We start from the raw sequence: 15,233 nt of genomic DNA, 5'->3' as shown, positions 1-15,233 counted from the left end.
CTGTTCCTGTTAGTGTAAGGCTTCATTAGTCACATACAAGGTAATATATACCATATTAATTCCACTGTATACCTAAGCGGATAAAAATAACGAACGATCGTGGTCGATACTCCCTGGCCGAAACTCACCGCGGACGTCACACGCACGGGCGGACGTCGATCAGGATGGTCGCCGTCCCGGCCTCGAAACGGTTAGCCGGCGATATCAGTACGAGCGGGCGAAGTAGGCGGTTTCGACGGCGTCGTCGTCACAGAGCGCGCAGGTCTCGCCGTCGTGGATCGGGTCGGTGTCGCTCTCGCTGCCCTCGAAGGGCACGAGGACGATTTCGGCGGCCACCTGCTCTTTGATCTTCGCCTCGCAGTCCTCGTCGCCACACCACGGCGCCTTGACGTACCCGCCGTGCTGGCCGATCGTACCGAGGATTTCGGCCCGGTCGGACGCCTCGCGGACGTTCTCGGTCAGGTTCTCCTCGGCGGCGGCGTAGAGCTTGGCGTGGACGGTGTCGAGGTGGTCCCGAACGGTACCCACGATGCCCTCCCGGTCGGCCTCGGCGGACTCGCCGTCCGGTCGGTGGACGAGGGTCGTCGTCCCCTCCTCGACCTCGTTGGGACCGATTTCGATCCGTACCGGGACTCCCTTCAGCTCCCACTCGTTGAACTTGAAGCCGGGGTTGTGCTCGTCGCGGTCGTCGAGTTCGACGCGGACGCCCGCCGCTCGGAGGTCGTCGGCGATGCCCTCGGCGTACGCCAGCACGTCGTCTTTCGTCTCCTCCTGCCAGATGGGAACGATCACGACCTGTTCCGGCGACATCGCGGGCGGCAGGACGAGCCCCTGGTCGTCGCTGTGGGTCATGACGAGCGCCCCGAGCGCCCGCCAGGACAGCCCCCACGAGGTGGTGTGGGCGACCCGCTCGTCCTCGTTCTCGTCGGTGAACGTGATGTCGAACGCCTCGGCGAAGCTCTGACCGAGGTAGTGGCTGGTCGCGCCCTGGACCGACTTGCCGTCCGGCATCAGCGCCTCGACGGTCGTCGTGGTGTCCGCCCCGGGGAACTTGTCGTGTTCGGGCTTCTTCCCGCGGAGGACCGGCATCGCGAGGACGTCCTCGTACACCTCCTCGTACTGGTCGAGGCGGGTGATCGTCTCGGACCAGGCGCTCTCCTCGGTTGCGTGGGCGGTGTGGCCCTCCTGCCAGAGGAACTCCTTGGTGCGGAAGAACGGCTTCGTCTCGGTGGCCTCCCACCGGATCACGCTACACCACTGGTTGACGCGCATGGGGAGGTCCCGGTAGCTCCGGATCCACTGACTCAGATACGGCGCGATGATGCTCTCGCTCGTCGGCCGGACGGCGAGCCGTTCCTCCAGTTCCTCGTAGCCGCCCTGTGTGACCCACGCCACCTCGGGGTCGAACCCCTCGACCACGTCCTTCTCGCGTTCGAGGTACGACTCGGGGATCAACATCGGGAAGTAGGCGTTCTGCACGCCGGTCGCCTTGAAGCGGGCGTCGAGTTCGTTCCGGATGGACTCCCAGAGCGCGTACCCGCGCGGGCGCGTCACGATGAAGCCGCTCATGCCCTCGGGGCCGTAGTTCGCCAGGCCCGCCTTGCGCACCACCTCGGCGTACCACTCGCCGGTGCTGTGTTCCTTCGACTCGGTGATCCCGAGTTCCTGATCGTCGCTCATTACCGGGAGGTGACGGAGATACGGCTTAAAACGTGCGGAGCGTCGGCGACTACCCGTGTTCGGCCTTGCACTCCTCGGCGTACGCGTCGGCCAACCGCGTCGGCTCCGGGAGCTTGTAGCCGTCACAGAGCGCCGCGACGAGGTCGACGGCCGTCCCCGCGCTCACGCGGTGGCCCGGGCTCACGTACAGCGGGTTGATGACCGGGTTCGAGTCGTACTGCCGCGACTGGTAGGCGTAGCCGACGACGGTCCCGTCCGGCGCGTCGAGGTCGGCGTCGGCGACGACCGGCGCCCGCCAGCCCGCCGGTCGCCCGTCCACGTCGGCCTCGATCCGGCCACAGAGCAGGTTCTTCGCGACGCCGACGCTCGGCACGTCGAGGACGACGCCGAGATGCGTCGCGAGGCCGGCCTGCCGGTAGTGGATGCGTCCGCTCCCGTCGAAAAGGACGACGTCGGGAGTCGCCTCCAGCCGCTCGAACGCCGCGAGTATCGGGCCGCCCTCGCGGAAGGAGAGCAGTCCCGGGACGTACGGCACCGACAGGTCGGTCACCGCGTGGACGCGTTCGACCACTGTCCCGCCCCGGAGACAGACGACGGCGCTGACCGCCCGGTCGTCGAGAAAGGCCTGATCCACCCCGGCGACCACGGGCCGGTCGCCGGCGAGGGTCGCGTCGTCCGCGAGCGAGACGGCCGCCGGATCGAACTCCAGGTCGTCCGCGAACCGCGCCGCGTCCGCGACACGCCGCTGGAGCGCCTCCATCTCCGCACGGGACTGCGAGGGGTCGGGGACGAACTCGGGGCGGACGGGGGTCACGGCCGCGTCACCGCCGTCCCGGACCGCCGGGGCCGCCCGGACCGCCGGGGCCGCCCGGTCCGCCGGGGCCACCGGGCCCTCGTCCGCCCCCGAAGGTCAACTGATCGGGGACGTTCCGCGGGCGTTTGAGTCGCTTGCCGTAGGCGAGTCCGATCACGAGGCCGATCAGGTGTGCGAGGTGGGCGACGTTGCCCTGCCCGACCGACGACGCGGACTGCGGCGAGAGGAAAAAGAGCACGGAGATGACGGCGAACCCGGCCGTGAACAGCCACAGCGGGATGGGGATGATGAAATAGAGGTAGATCCGCAGCCCGGGGTTGAGCACCGTGAGAACCCCGAGGACGGCGAAAATGGCGCCACTGGCTCCGACGACGCTCACGACGCCCGTCGGGCCGAGCGAGCCGAGGAGGATGCTGACCCCGACGAACCCGAGCCCGGCGAGGGCGCCGCTGAGCAGGAACAGGGCGGCGAAGCGTTTCGACCCGGCGTACCGCTCGACGAGCGGGCCGAAGAAGTACAGCACGATGCTGTTGCCGGCGATGTGATAGAGGCCACCGTGGGCGAAGACGGAAGTGATCCACGTCCAGACGTAGGCGAGGTGGTCCGACCGGAGGACGAACAACGACGCCATCACCTCCCGGCCGAACACGCCCCCGATCAGCAACTGGAGCGCGAAGGTGACCCACATGAGCGCGAGAAACAGGTACGCCACGTTCCCCCGGAAGTAACCGAGCAGGCCGCCGGTGCCCGTCACCGACCCGTCGAGGCTGGGAAGCCTGTCGAGGACGCTCCCGCTCCCCCCGCTCTCGGCTCGAACGCTGTCGTCGAAGCCGCTATCGAACACACCGTCCGGGTCGTTCCACTCGTCCAACCCGGGACAGTCGTGGTTCTCCGGGAGTCGGTGTTCCGAGCAGAACGTCCCGCCACAGCGCCGACACTGGTACGGCAGGTTCTCGTGACTGCCGCACTCGTCGCACTGAGCCATTACCCCTGCGTAGTGGCGGGGTCGATAAAAATGGGGGCGGTCGCCGATCCGGTCGCGGGGTGCTCAGTGCGTCGCGTCGTCCGGCCGACGCGACGCCGACTGGGCGTCGTCGTCCCCGTCGTAGTTCGACGGCACGACGGTCACGTGACTGAGCCCGGGATGGCTGGTGTCGCTCATACGAGTCCGTACGGGACTCGTGCCCAAAAGATTACCCATGCGCATAATTCATGCGCGGGACTGGGTGGATAACCGACGGGAATCAGTTCAGGCGAACTTCTCGTCGTAGAGGTCGATGGCGTGTTCGATGGCGTCTTTCGCGGCGGCCTTGTCCTCCCAGCCCAGCGTCTCGACTTCCTTGCCCTCCTCGAGGTTCTTGTAGGTCGAGAAGAACTCGTCGATCTCGTCGAGGGTCTGCTGGGGGATGTCGTCGAGGTCCCGGTAGTGGTCGAACCGCGGGTCCTCGGTCGGGACGGCGATGACCTTGTCGTCCTGTTCGCCGTCGTCGTCCATCTTCATGAGGGCGATGGGCCGCGCTTCGACGATGCACCCGGGGAACGTTCCGTCCTCGACGAGGACGAGGACGTCGAAGGGGTCCTCGTCGTCGTAGTACGACTGGGGAATGAACCCGTAGTCGCTCGGGTAGTGGACGTTGCTGTGGAGGACTCGGTCGAGGACGACGCCGGGCACGTCCTTGTCGTACTCGTACTTGTTCCGCTCGCCCTTGAGACACTCGACGACGGCGGTGATCGTCTCGGGCGGGTTCGGGCCGGGTTCCAGGTCTTCCCACAGGTTTACCATAGTGATACGACGGCCGAACCGCCAAATAGGCCTTTCGGGACGACACACGGCAACACGAATGAAAAAGTACATGAACGGCCATCACCGAGTCCACGTGACAGGTGCGAGCGGTCGACGCAGTCCCGATCCGTTCGTATCTCTCCGGGCAACGACGTGCGACCGACGGCGACCGGGCAGTCGCCGTCACGAGGCGGTCGAACACTTACATGTTCGATTAGACACATGTCCTAAATCGGTAATGTCGGATTCCGGCGCTACGAGCCCTAATTCTCACATTCAAGAACGAGTTGAGAAGGGTTAAATATCTCCGTGACATGTCTTCAAGTATGTCAGAGGCACAAGCAGTAAGTAGCAGCCCCGGTATCGTTCGTGATCTGACTGCGTTTCAGCACAACATCCTCGTCATCCTCTCCGAGGAACCCATGTACGGGCTGGCGATCAAGCGCCAGCTCGAGGATTACTACGGGACCGAAGTGAACCACGGGCGTCTCTACCCCAACCTCGACAACCTCGTCGAGATGGACCTGGTCGAGAAGAGCGAACTCGACAAGCGGACGAACCAGTACGAACTGACCGAGGAGGGCCACGAGGCGGTCCTGACCCGGATGGACTGGGTGCTCTCGAAATTCGTCACGGACGAGGACCGGGCGGACTCGGTCCGTGACCTCATCGACGCGCAGAACTGAACTCGGGCATCTCGGTTTCCGTCACGGCGTAAACGTGTTCGAGCGACCGCTCCACTGCGTCGCGTTGCTCGTCGCTCGGCCACGCGTTCCGCGGGAAATACTCCGTCAGGAACTCCCGTAGCTCCGCCGCCGTCGCCGTCTCCACCCGTCGGGCGTAGTGGTTGCCCATGAAATCGGCGAACGCCCTCGCGTTGGCCGCGTGTACTTCGTCCGCCCGCTCGCGCACGCGCTCGACTACCTCGGCGTTGTGGCGCTCCACCGACTCCCACTCCGAGGCGTCGCCGCTCCCGGACAGCGGAATCTCGACCGCGCGGTCGGTGTCCTCGATGCGCTCTATCCGCGCCGTCTCACCCTCCAGCCACTCGGAAGGGTGGAGGACGAGCGTGTCGTCGTCCTCCCGGACGCGGGCGGTGTAGTCGAACGCCGCGAGACGCTCGTCCCGGTCGCGCTCGTAGGCGGCCGCCTCGTTCTCGTCGACCGCCCGGCGGGCCAGGCGGGTGAGCCGTTCGGCTTCGTCGCGTACCTCCCGTGGCAGATCAGTCATCGTCGAGTGCCTCGTTCGCCAGTCGGTCGGCCCGGTCGTTTATCTCCCGCGGAACGTGTTCCAGCGACCAGCGGTCGAACCCGGCGAGCAACTCCCGGACCGTCACCCGCCGCTCCCGGAGGCCGGGGTCGTTCGCGTCCCACTCCCCCCGCACCTGCTTGACGATCAACTCCGAGTCGCCGCGGACGTCGACCGCCTCGAAGCCGTGGTCCCGGGCCACCTCCAGCGCGCGGATCAGCGCCTCGTACTCGGCGCGGTTGTTCGTCGTCTCGCCGATGGTCTCGCCGCCCTCGTCGACGATTCCGTCCCCCGAGACGATGACCCACCCGACGGCGGCCGGTCCGGGGTTGCCGCGGCTCGCCCCGTCGAAGTAGACGTGCGCCCGGCCGCCGGCCGTCGAGAGCAGCGCGGTCAGGTCGGTTGGCCGGGCCCCCTGGACGACGACGCTGTCGTCGTAGGCGACGGCCACCGCGTCGCCGCGTTCGGCCCGCCAGCGCTCGTGGTCGGTGTTCCCCGCCTCGACGGCGACGCCGGCCTCCTCCAGCCGGCTGCGCGCCGTCTCGGGGTCACAGTCGATGGTCGGCATCGGGCCCACTTCGGACGACCCACTCAAATGCGATTCGTTCCGTCCGGGCCCCGACGGTCCGCGCCCTCGACCGTCGGTCCGGCACCTATTTCCGACCCTCGTGACCAGCCTCGGCCATGGTCCCCGACGACGACGCTACCCTCCGAACCGTCCGGACGGATCCCGACCGACACGTTTCGTACGCCGAGTACGGCGATTCCGACGGCGTTCCGGTCCTGTTCCTCCACGGCACGCCGGGATCGCACGTTCTCGGTGGCCTCCTGGCCGCGTCGGCGGAGCGGGCGGGAGTCCGCCTTCTCGCCCCCGACCGTCCCGGCCACGCTCGCTCGACGCCGTGGCCGACGCGGACCCTGGCCGACACCGGCGCCTTCCTCACGCCCGTCCTCGACGACGCCGGCGTCGAGACGGCCGGCGTGGTCGGCTTCTCGGGTGGCGGCCCCCACGCCCTCGCCCTCGCGGCAACCCACCCGGACCGCGTCGACGCCGTCGACGTGGTCGCGGGGGCGCCGCCGCCCTCTCTGGCGTCTCCCCCGCCGGCACCACAGCGACTCCTGAGCGCCCTCGCCCGCGTCTCGCCCCGATTCCTCCACGGCCTCCTCGGCGTGCAGGCGTGGGCCGCGGACCGGCTCCCGCCACGGATCGTCGTCTCGCAGTATACGACGGATCCGAGCGACCTGCCACCGGGCGTCGCCGAGCGCGTCCACCGGGACTTCGTGACCGCCCTCGACGCCCACCGGCGGGGCGCAGTCACCGAACTCGCCTTGCTCGCCCGGGAGTGGGACCTGCCCCTCGACGACGTCGACGTGCCGGTCCACTGCCGACACGGGGACCGGGACGCGAACGCGCCCATCGCGGGCGCGAGACGCCTGTGTGATCGCCTCCCGACCGCCGATCTGACCGTCATCGAGGGTGCCGATCACCTTCCGACGCTCCTTCGGTGTCGCGCGTCCGTGCTCGACCGATACGCCGAGGAGTGACGGCCGTACCGGCCCGCTGGAGGGCCACGACCGGGTCGTGGCGGCCGTTCGGTCGCCATCCGTCAGGTAGTGTCTAGATAAGCTGGTTCCATGCGAAGGCAAACGCTTGTAACCAGTTTTCAGCGGTACTGGGGTCGACGTGACTAAACGTATTTGAAAACTGGTTAGTTCGCCGTTTTACTTCACGAAAGACACGTTCGACGGCATTCCGATTCCCATGTGTAACATGCTGGAATCGGAGCCCGTGTCGGTGACAGGCCGCCTGCAACCACGGTGCACCGTCGACGAGAAAGACTGCGTCGTCTACCTGATGTTTCTCGCGAAGTTCGGAGAGAAACATCGAGGTGATCGCGGTGGTTCTCGTCGGATAGAGTCGAACATGGAGCAGGCGATTGGTATCGGGATCGACAGCAGCATACAGCCAATATCGCTCATCGTTGAGTTGAATCACGGTTTCATCGACCGCAACGTGATTCGGGTCAGCACCGTCTGTCGGCTGTAAATCGGCCTTCTGCACCCATCGATGCACGGTGCTTCGATGGCGTTCGACACCCAACCTCTCAAGAATCGAGACGGTATCCGAAAGTGATAGTCCAGCCAAGTGGAGTCGGATACCGAGCTTCATCGCCGGCTCGGGTGTCGCTTCTCGCTCCAGAAATTCTAACTCGATGCAACCGCTATCGCCACTGAGGCGGTCGAACGAGAGCATAGATCACTCACATCTTTGACCGCCTCGTTCCTTATCGCAACGCTACCATCCGTCACCGACCAAGGGTTTAAGTAACCGCCAACTACGAGTATAAAAACGCGATGACACGGCCCACCCGCCAGCGGGAAGACCGAACGCGATGGCAGGGCGAGAAAGAGGAGGAAACCGACGACGCGGACGTCGATCTCGACGATCTCGATCCCGAAGACCTCGTCAGGACGGCGGATGGCGAACTGATTCACGAGGAGACCGGCCTCATCATTGAGGAAGAGCAGATCGATCCCGGGCCGGAGTGGCGGGCGTTCAACCACCAGGAACGCCAGGAGAAATCGCGGGTGGGAGCCCCAACCACCCAGACGATGCACGACAAGGGGCTGACGACGACCATCGACTGGAAGGACAAGGACGCCTACGGGCGTTCGATCTCCTCGCGGAAGCGCTCGCAGATGCACCGGCTGCGGAAGTGGCAGGAGCGCATCCGGACGAAGGACGCGGGCGAGCGCAATCTGCAGTTCGCGCTGAGCGAGATCGACCGGATGGCCTCGGCGCTGGGCGTCCCCCGCTCGGTACGCGAGGTGGCCTCGGTGATCTACCGGCGCGCGCTCAACGAGGACCTCATCCGCGGGCGTTCGATCGAGGGCGTCGCCACCGCCGCCCTCTATGCCGCCTGCCGGAAGGAGGGGATCCCCCGGTCGCTGGAGGAGATCTCCGAGGTCTCGCGGGTCGAACGCAAGGAGATCGGTCGGACCTACCGCTACATCTCCCAGGAGCTCGGCCTGGAGATGAAACCCGTCGACCCCAAGAAGTACGTTCCGCGGTTCTGTTCGGAGCTCGAACTCAGCGAGGAGGTCCAGTCGAAGGCCAACGAGATCATCGAGACGACCGCCGAGAAGGGCCTGCTGTCGGGCAAGTCGCCGACCGGTTACGCCGCCGCGGCCATCTACGCCGCCTCCCTGCTCTGCAACGAGAAGAAGACCCAGCGCGAAGTCGCCGACGTCGCCCAGGTCACCGAGGTCACCATCCGCAACCGCTACCAGGAACAGATCGAAGCGATGGGCATCCACAGTTAGGCTCCCGTCGGCCGTTCCCGGACGCCGACCCGGCCGACCGACAGCCGACAGTGTCAAACCTCCGTCGCCGCTATCGACCCCATGCGCCTCGACGACTTCATCGACATCGAGGCGAACGAACGCGCCGAGCGACGGCGCCTCGCCAAGGAGAAGTCCTACGAGATCCTGGATCACGTCGAGAGCGTCGCCGACCGGGTCGAACGCACCGTCTCGGGTGACTCGGTCGTCGGCAGCGTCTCCCCTTCCATCTTCGTCGGCCGGTCGAACTACCCCGAGGTGTCGACCGGCATCCTCTCGCCCGTCGGCAACGAGGGCGACGCCGGCCGCTTCGTCACCAGCGGCGCGTGGTACGACGAGGACGTCGACCTGACGGAGGTGTTCCGCCGGCGGACGAGCCTCCTGAACTCCCGCCGGTCCGCGTCGGTCGACGTCGCGGACACCTGGGAGGGGTTCGTCGGCGTCGGCCGCGAAGTCGCCATCGCCGACCGGCCGGTCGACGTGGAGATCGGTCTCGACGCCGATCCCACCGTCGACTTCGACGCCGACGGCGCCTCGCCCCCGACCGGGCCCAGCGCCCCGGCCCGCTCGGCGTCGCTCGGCGAGAACCCCCACGTTCCCCGCGCGGTCGAGAAGACCCTGGAGGACGACGACTGGCGCGCCGAGGGGGCGATCAACTACCTCTACCGCCGCGGGTTCGACGTCTACGAGGTGAACACCATTCTCTCGGCGGGGGCGCTGGGGCGGGCGGAGAACCGCCGGCTCGTCCCGACCCGCTGGTCGATCACCGCCGTCGACGACACCGTCGGGGGGTTCCTTCGCGGCTCGCTCCGGGACGCGCCGAGCGTCGACGGGGTGGAGATCCACCGCAACGAGTTCCTCGGCAACGCCTACTGGGTGATCCTCGCGCCCGGACAGTGGGAGTACGAACTCGTCGAGCTGAAGGCGCCGGGGAGCGTCTGGAACCCCGACCCCGAGGCGGGGATGTGGCTCGCGGCCGACCGCGAGGGCTACGAGGGACGGACCGGCTACGTCGAGGAGACGGCGGGGGCGTACCACGCGGCGCGGCTGGCGGCCCTCGAACACCTGGACGAGCGGGGCCGGACCGCGAAATGTCTCGTCCTCCGGCACGTCTCCGACGACTACTGGGGTCCCGCCGGCGTCTGGCAGGTCCGCGAGGGGGTCCGCCACGCCTTCGAGGGCGAACACGCCACCGCCGAGACCCTCGCGGACGCGGTGCGGGGCGTCGTCGACTACCTCCCCGCGTCGCTCGCCGACCTCCGGCGCAAGTCGGCGATGGTCGCGGGCCTCCAGACGACGCTCGATCGGTTCTGACCTCCGTTCACCACCGCCAGAACGACGGCGTGAAGACGACGAGCACCGAGAGCACCTCCAGACGGCCGATCCACATCAGGAAGACCATGTAGAGTTTGGCGGCGTCGGAGAACGGCAGGAAGCTGTTCATCGGCCCGACGACGCCGAATCCCGGGCCGACGTTCCCCAGCGTGGCGATGGCGACGCTCATCGCGTCCAGTCCCGACAACGACACCGCGGGCGTCCGGAAGCTGTCGAGATAGATGACGACGGTCGAGAGGCCGAACAACAGGAGAAAGAGGAGAACGAACACGAAGACGTCGCGGATCGTCCCCTCGTCGACGGCCTCCCCCTCCAGCCGCAGGGGTCTGACGGCCTCGGGGTGGACGGACGTGAACAGCGATCGGCCGATCGACCGCTTGACGAGCACCCACCGAACGATCTTGATCGAGCCGGCGGCCGACCCCGCGGAGCCGCCGAGGAAGTACGCGAAAAGCAGGATCGTCTGGGCGGAGGCGTCCCACGTGTTGACGTCCATACTCGCGTACCCGGTGGTCGTGACGATGGCGATCACCTGGAAGAGCCCCTGGCGGAGGGCGCCCTCGACGTTCCCCGGGATCACGCCGACCGCGGACGGCGTCTCCGCGAGCCCGACGCCCAGGTAGAGGACGGCCGAGACGACCGCCCCGAAACCGGCCATGGCGAGCAGGTACGATCGGAACTCCGTGTTGTCGAGCAGCCGGCGGGGTTCCCCTTTCAGGACGTACCAGAACAGGGCGAAGTTGGTCCCCGCGACGATCATGAAGGGCATCATCGCCCACTGGACGGCGGGGGCGAACGCCTCGGCGCTCCGGGCCTCGGGCGAGAAGCCACCGGTCGGCAGCGTCGTCAGCGCGTGCGCGACGGCGTTGAAGAGGTCCATGTTCGGCGCGACGCCGCCCAGAGACAGGCCGTAGTAGACCGCCGCGGCGACGAGGGTCACCCCGGCGTAGATGCCCCACAACGCGCGTGCGGTCTCCTGAATCCGTGGCGTCAGCTTCTCCAGTTCGAGCCCCGGCGCCTCGTTGTCGATGATCTGGGCCCCGCCGACCGACAGCTTCGGCAGGATGGCGATCATCAGGACGAGGATGCCCATCCCGCCGAGCCACTGGGTGAGTTGGCGCCACAGCAACATCGCGTGTCCGTGTCGCTCGACGGAGATTTCGCCGAGCACGGTCGCTCCGGTCGTCGTGAACCCGCTCATGCTCTCGAAGAGTGCGTTGACCGGGTTCGCGACCGTTCCGGTCCCGGCGACGAGGTAGGGGACCGTCCCGACCAACGGGACGGCCAGCCACGCCAGGCTCACGAGCAGGAACGCCTCGCGGTTGCCCAACTCGCCGTCGCTGCGTACCCGTTCCAGGAGCGACCCACCGCCCACCATGACGACGCTCGTCGCGACGAAGGGGAGCGGGTCCTCGCCGTAGTAGAGCGCCGCCGCGAACGGGAACGTCGGCGCGACGCCGATGTACTTGAGGACCGTTCCGACGTAGGCAACGGTCGCCCGGTAGTCGATGTACGTACGCCGCGAACGAGCCATTCGTCCCCAACTATCGCGTGGCACGGATGACCGTTTCGGCGCGTGGTCGCGTCGCCGGCGGTGACCGGGGCGGTAACGGCGCGGCGAGCGCCGCGGGTTTAGGGCGCGGTGGGAGCCGCGGGTTTACAGCGCGGCGAACGCGGCGTCGACCATCTCGCCCGTCCCGGCGACGATGTCCGCCATCTCCTCGTCGTCCGGCGCGAGGCCAGCCAGCCGCCCGATCCGCATGATGCTGACGTGGTAGACGACCTGGACGCCCGGTTCCCGCTCCCAGACGACGACGTTGCACGGGAACAGCGCGCCCATCCGGCCGTCGCTGGCGTCGAGGACGCGGTCCGCCATCGCGGGGTTGCACGCCCCGAGCACGTAGTATGGGTCCCGGTCGGCGTCCACCTTCTCGTTGAGGAGGTCCGACGGCGAGAACTCGACGGGGACGCCGAACCCCGCCGCCTCGAACGTCTCCCGGACGTGTTCGACGGCCGCCTCGTGCTCCATCTCCAGGGTCGCTCGCTTCTCCCCGACGTCCGACGCGTCGAGCGTCGAGGGATCGATCGGAAGGGACATGCCCGTAGCAACGGGCGCCGTCGGAATAAATGCGCCCGTTGCCCTCCCGTGGGCTGCGGACCGGGCGGTCGCCGTTACGGTGTCGACGAACGCCGCCGTGACGGACACGTTTATTTTGGAGATGGGATTATCCCCTCGCATGGAGACGGTCCGCGTCCTCGACGTCGGCGTCGGCGTCGCGGACGCCGTCTCGGATCGCTGGGTCGACGCCGTCCCCGTCGCCACGCTAACGGCCGCCCTCGACGGAGTCGGCGCCGGCGCCGACGTCGACGGCGTCGTGACCGCCCTCGACCTCCCGGACGGCGACGGGGTGGCGCTGACCCGCGCCGTCCGCGAACGGGACCCGTCGCTTCCCGTCGTCGTGGTCGCCGACACGGGGAGCGAGGCGGCCGCGAGCGACGCCATCGCCGCCGGCGTGACCGACTACGTCCCGCGGTCGGCGGACGCCGACCTCGGCGCCCGCATCGCCGCGGCCGTCCGGGACGCCCCCGAGCGGGCGACCCGCCGGCCGGGTGCACTCCGGGCGTTCCCCGACGCGTGGTTCGTCGTCGACGCGGCGGGGCGGGTATCGGACGCGCGGGCCGGCCACGACGCGGCGGCCGTCCTCCCCGACGACCCGACGGCGATGTGTGGCCGGGCCCTCGCGGACGTCTTTCCGGCATCGGCCGCCGAGACGCTCGACGCGGCGACGACGTGTGTCCTGCAGACGGGCGAGGTGCGCACCGTCGAGTACCGCCTGCCCACGTCGTCCGGCGACGAGTGGGTCGAGGCGCGCGTCGCCACGGCCGACGGGACGCGCGCCGCCGTCGCCGCCCGCCCGATCACCGAGCGAAAGCGTGAACTGGACGAACTCCGCCGCAAGCAGGCACACCTCTCGCAGGCACAGGAGGTGGCCCGGATCGGAAGCTGGTACCGACATTTCCCGTCCGAGGAGCTCTGGTGGTCGGACATCGTCTACGACATCTTCGGCCGGTCCCGCGAGGAGACGCCGACCCACGAGACGGTCCTGTCCTCGGTCCACCCGGACGACCGGGACCACGTCGAGGACCGCTGGAACGCCGCGCTGGCGGGTGAGCCCTACGACATCGAACACCGGATCCTCGTCGACGGGGAGACACGCTGGGTCCGCGAGCGGGCCGAGCTCTCCTTTTCCGACGACGGCGACCCGGTCGATGCCCTCGGCGTCGTCCACGACATCACCGACCGCAAGGAGTACGAGCGACGACTGGAGACGACGAACGAACGCCTGGACGTGCTCCATCGCGTCGCGCGTCACGACATCCGCAACCGGATGAACGTCGTCCTGGGCTGTGCGTCGGAGCTTCGGTACGTCCTCGACGCCGACCCGGCGACGTCGCGGATGCTCGACCGCATCGAGGAGGCGGCCCGTGAACTCCTCGACATCAGCACACAGCTCCGGGACGCCGACCGGGTCGTCGCCTCCGACGCCGACCGCGAGCCGATCGACGTGGCGTCGCTGGCCCGCGACCTGGCCGCCGAGTTCGCGGGGGAAGATCCGACCGTCGAGTGGTACACCGCCATCCCCGACTCGCTTCCGGTGCGGGCGACGCCCGCGCTCGCCGTCGCGATCATGAACGTCTTCGAGAACGCCGTCGAACACAACGAGGGGGACCCCCGGCGCGTGGCCGTCGTCGTCTCGGAACGGGACGACGACCGGGTCGAGGTCCGCGTCGTCGACGACGGCCCCGGACTGCCGGCCGTGGAACGGGAATTGCTCGTCGGCGACCGCGAACCCACGCAGGTGGCTCACTCGAGCGGCCTCGGCCTGTGGATCACACGCTGGATCGTCGGCAACGCGGGCGGCTCCCTCGACGTTCACGACGGCCGGAACGGGGGAACGGTCGTCACCATCGACCTGCCGCCAGAGACCCCGTAACTACAGCGGGACGGGGAGCCACGACAGCAGGCGCACGACCGTCGCCGTCGGGACGATGGGTGGGTTGAGCACCAGCCAATCGAGCAGGGCGAGCCCGCCCCCGTGGGCCACGACGGAGGGGAGGATCGACTCGCTCCGGTAGTCGACGGCGCCGAAGAGCACGTCCGCCGGCGCGGACAGCAGGAGTTCTATCGGCGGCTTGTGGACGTGATGGAAGGCGTAGACGACGGGGCTGATGAAGACGCTCTTGATCCCGAGTTCGCGGACGCCGACACAGAGCAACCCCCGGTAGTACGTCTCCGCGGCGGCGGCGACGACGAACTGGGCGGCGGCGTGGGGCAGGAACGTCGCGAGCGCGGTGTCGGTCGCCCACATCGGATAGTACGCTCGGATCGTCGGCAGCGACGACCCCACGACGTAGAAGGGGATGACGACGAGGGCGAGCGCCACGGTGTTGCGGAGCACGCGCCGGTCGACGTGCCATCCGATGTCGCGACTGCGGCCGACCGCCAGCGCGCAGGGCAGACAGACGAACAGCGTCACGTCCCGAACCAGCCTGGCGGGCAGGCTGGTGGACGGCACGCTCCAGAGCGACCAGAGAACCGAGAGACAGAGACCGGCGAGCAGCGACGTCCGCACCCAGGAGAGCCGGGGGCGGTTCACCTCACTTCTCGGCCGTGGCGACCGGCCCCGTCCCGATCACCGAGCGGACCGCGGACAGGAACGTCTGTCGCGTATCGAAGTAGGTTTCGTCGACGTCGTCGAGCACCGAATCGAGCGTCCGTGGCCCGTCGGGGGTCCGGATCGTCGCCGACCCCTCCTTCCGTCGCACGTTGCTCGCCTCCTGTGGCCAGGTGAGCCGGGAGGCCACCCGTGCCAGCGGCGCCCCCTCGACCGGCTCGCCCTCGCCGAGTTCGACCGCCGGCTCCGTGTCGTCCTCGTCCTCTGCCATGGACCACGGTACTCCCGCCCGGGAGTTAATCCCTTCGAACCGCCCGGAACCGTTCGCACCAGCGACACGCCGTCACACGCCCGT

Annotated in this window: 16 protein-coding genes; 5 read left to right on the top strand and 11 right to left on the bottom strand. The window is 68.1% G+C overall.

Going from position 1 to position 15,233, the window contains the following annotated elements; all coding sequences use genetic code 11:
- Positions 1–204 precede the first annotated feature (204 nt).
- The 4 genes from proS to EI982_RS07945 form a co-directional block, all read right to left on the bottom strand.
- The gene (gene proS, locus EI982_RS07960; RefSeq protein ID WP_157689164.1) at positions 205–1,680 is read right to left on the bottom strand and encodes a proline--tRNA ligase; all 1,476 of its coding nucleotides are present in this window, start codon (positions 1,678–1,680) and stop codon (positions 205–207) included.
- A gap of 49 nt (positions 1,681–1,729) precedes the next feature.
- Positions 1,730–2,494 carry an endonuclease V gene (locus tag EI982_RS07955; protein WP_199243801.1) on the bottom strand — a complete coding sequence of 255 codons (765 nt, stop codon included), beginning with the start codon at positions 2,492–2,494 and terminating at the stop codon, positions 1,730–1,732.
- A 7-nt stretch (positions 2,495–2,501) separates the two neighbouring features.
- A complete protein-coding gene (locus tag EI982_RS07950; RefSeq protein WP_157689162.1) occupies positions 2,502–3,479 on the bottom strand; it encodes a rhomboid family intramembrane serine protease in 978 nt (325 codons plus the stop codon).
- Between the two features lie 264 nt (positions 3,480–3,743).
- On the bottom strand, positions 3,744–4,277 hold the full coding sequence (locus EI982_RS07945) for an inorganic diphosphatase (protein WP_157689160.1): 534 nt from the start codon (positions 4,275–4,277) through the stop codon (positions 3,744–3,746).
- A 326-nt stretch (positions 4,278–4,603) separates the two neighbouring features.
- Here EI982_RS07945 and EI982_RS07940 point away from each other — a divergent pair, with 326 nt between their 5' ends.
- Complete coding sequence (locus tag EI982_RS07940) at positions 4,604–4,963, top strand: PadR family transcriptional regulator (protein ID WP_157689158.1); 360 nt, start codon at positions 4,604–4,606, stop codon at positions 4,961–4,963.
- Here EI982_RS07940 and EI982_RS07935 read toward each other — a convergent pair.
- Both EI982_RS07935 and rnhA read right to left on the bottom strand, forming a co-directional pair.
- Positions 4,944–5,507, bottom strand: a complete 564-nt coding sequence (locus tag EI982_RS07935; protein ID WP_157689156.1) for a DUF7108 family protein — start codon at positions 5,505–5,507, stop codon at positions 4,944–4,946. The genes EI982_RS07940 and EI982_RS07935 overlap by 20 nt on opposite strands.
- The gene (gene rnhA, locus EI982_RS07930) at positions 5,500–6,093 is read right to left on the bottom strand and encodes a ribonuclease HI (protein ID WP_157689154.1); all 594 of its coding nucleotides are present in this window, start codon (positions 6,091–6,093) and stop codon (positions 5,500–5,502) included. Before rnhA ends, EI982_RS07935 begins: the two co-directional genes overlap by 8 nt.
- Positions 6,094–6,209: 116 nt before the next feature.
- On the opposite strand from rnhA, the gene EI982_RS07925 reads away from it, so the two are divergent.
- Positions 6,210–7,070 (top strand): alpha/beta fold hydrolase, encoded by an 861-nt coding sequence (locus EI982_RS07925; protein WP_157689152.1) that lies wholly within the window; start codon positions 6,210–6,212, stop codon positions 7,068–7,070.
- Between the two features lie 73 nt (positions 7,071–7,143).
- On the opposite strand, the gene EI982_RS07920 is transcribed toward EI982_RS07925, so the two are convergent.
- On the bottom strand, positions 7,144–7,779 hold the full coding sequence (locus tag EI982_RS07920) for an IS6 family transposase (protein ID WP_157688177.1): 636 nt from the start codon (positions 7,777–7,779) through the stop codon (positions 7,144–7,146).
- Positions 7,780–7,880: 101 nt separating this feature from the next.
- On the opposite strand from EI982_RS07920, the gene EI982_RS07915 reads away from it, so the two are divergent.
- Together EI982_RS07915 and nreA are read left to right on the top strand one after the other, a co-directional pair.
- Complete coding sequence (locus EI982_RS07915; RefSeq protein WP_157689150.1) at positions 7,881–8,849, top strand: transcription initiation factor IIB; 969 nt, start codon at positions 7,881–7,883, stop codon at positions 8,847–8,849.
- Positions 8,850–8,930: 81 nt separating this feature from the next.
- Positions 8,931–10,181 (top strand): DNA repair protein NreA, encoded by a 1,251-nt coding sequence (nreA, locus tag EI982_RS07910; protein WP_157689148.1) that lies wholly within the window; start codon positions 8,931–8,933, stop codon positions 10,179–10,181.
- A 7-nt stretch (positions 10,182–10,188) separates the two neighbouring features.
- On the opposite strand, the gene EI982_RS07905 is transcribed toward nreA, so the two are convergent.
- On the bottom strand, positions 10,189–11,736 hold the full coding sequence (locus tag EI982_RS07905) for a TrkH family potassium uptake protein (RefSeq protein WP_157689146.1): 1,548 nt from the start codon (positions 11,734–11,736) through the stop codon (positions 10,189–10,191).
- 123 nt (positions 11,737–11,859) lie between these two features.
- Positions 11,860–12,300, bottom strand: a complete 441-nt coding sequence (locus tag EI982_RS07900) for a DUF302 domain-containing protein (RefSeq protein WP_157689144.1) — start codon at positions 12,298–12,300, stop codon at positions 11,860–11,862.
- Positions 12,301–12,439: 139 nt separating this feature from the next.
- Here EI982_RS07900 and EI982_RS07895 point away from each other — a divergent pair, with 139 nt between their 5' ends.
- A complete protein-coding gene (locus EI982_RS07895) occupies positions 12,440–14,197 on the top strand; it encodes a PAS domain-containing protein (protein ID WP_199243763.1) in 1,758 nt (585 codons plus the stop codon).
- Here EI982_RS07895 and EI982_RS07890 read toward each other — a convergent pair whose 3' ends face one another.
- Together EI982_RS07890 and EI982_RS07885 are read right to left on the bottom strand one after the other, a co-directional pair.
- Entirely contained in the window at positions 14,198–14,860 is a 663-nt protein-coding gene (locus tag EI982_RS07890) for a CPBP family intramembrane glutamic endopeptidase (protein WP_157689140.1), read from the bottom strand. It lies immediately after the preceding gene.
- Position 14,861: 1 nt separating this feature from the next.
- The gene (locus EI982_RS07885) at positions 14,862–15,149 is read right to left on the bottom strand and encodes a DUF5789 family protein (protein ID WP_157689138.1); all 288 of its coding nucleotides are present in this window, start codon (positions 15,147–15,149) and stop codon (positions 14,862–14,864) included.
- Between the last annotated feature and the right edge of the window lie 84 nt (positions 15,150–15,233).

It is taken from the genome of Haloplanus salinarum, assembly GCF_009762275.1.
In the GTDB taxonomy this organism is placed as follows: Archaea; Halobacteriota; Halobacteria; order Halobacteriales; family Haloferacaceae; genus Haloplanus; species Haloplanus salinarum.
Note: the sequence above shows the minus strand (reverse complement) of the source record. Positions and strands in the feature narration are given on the sequence as shown.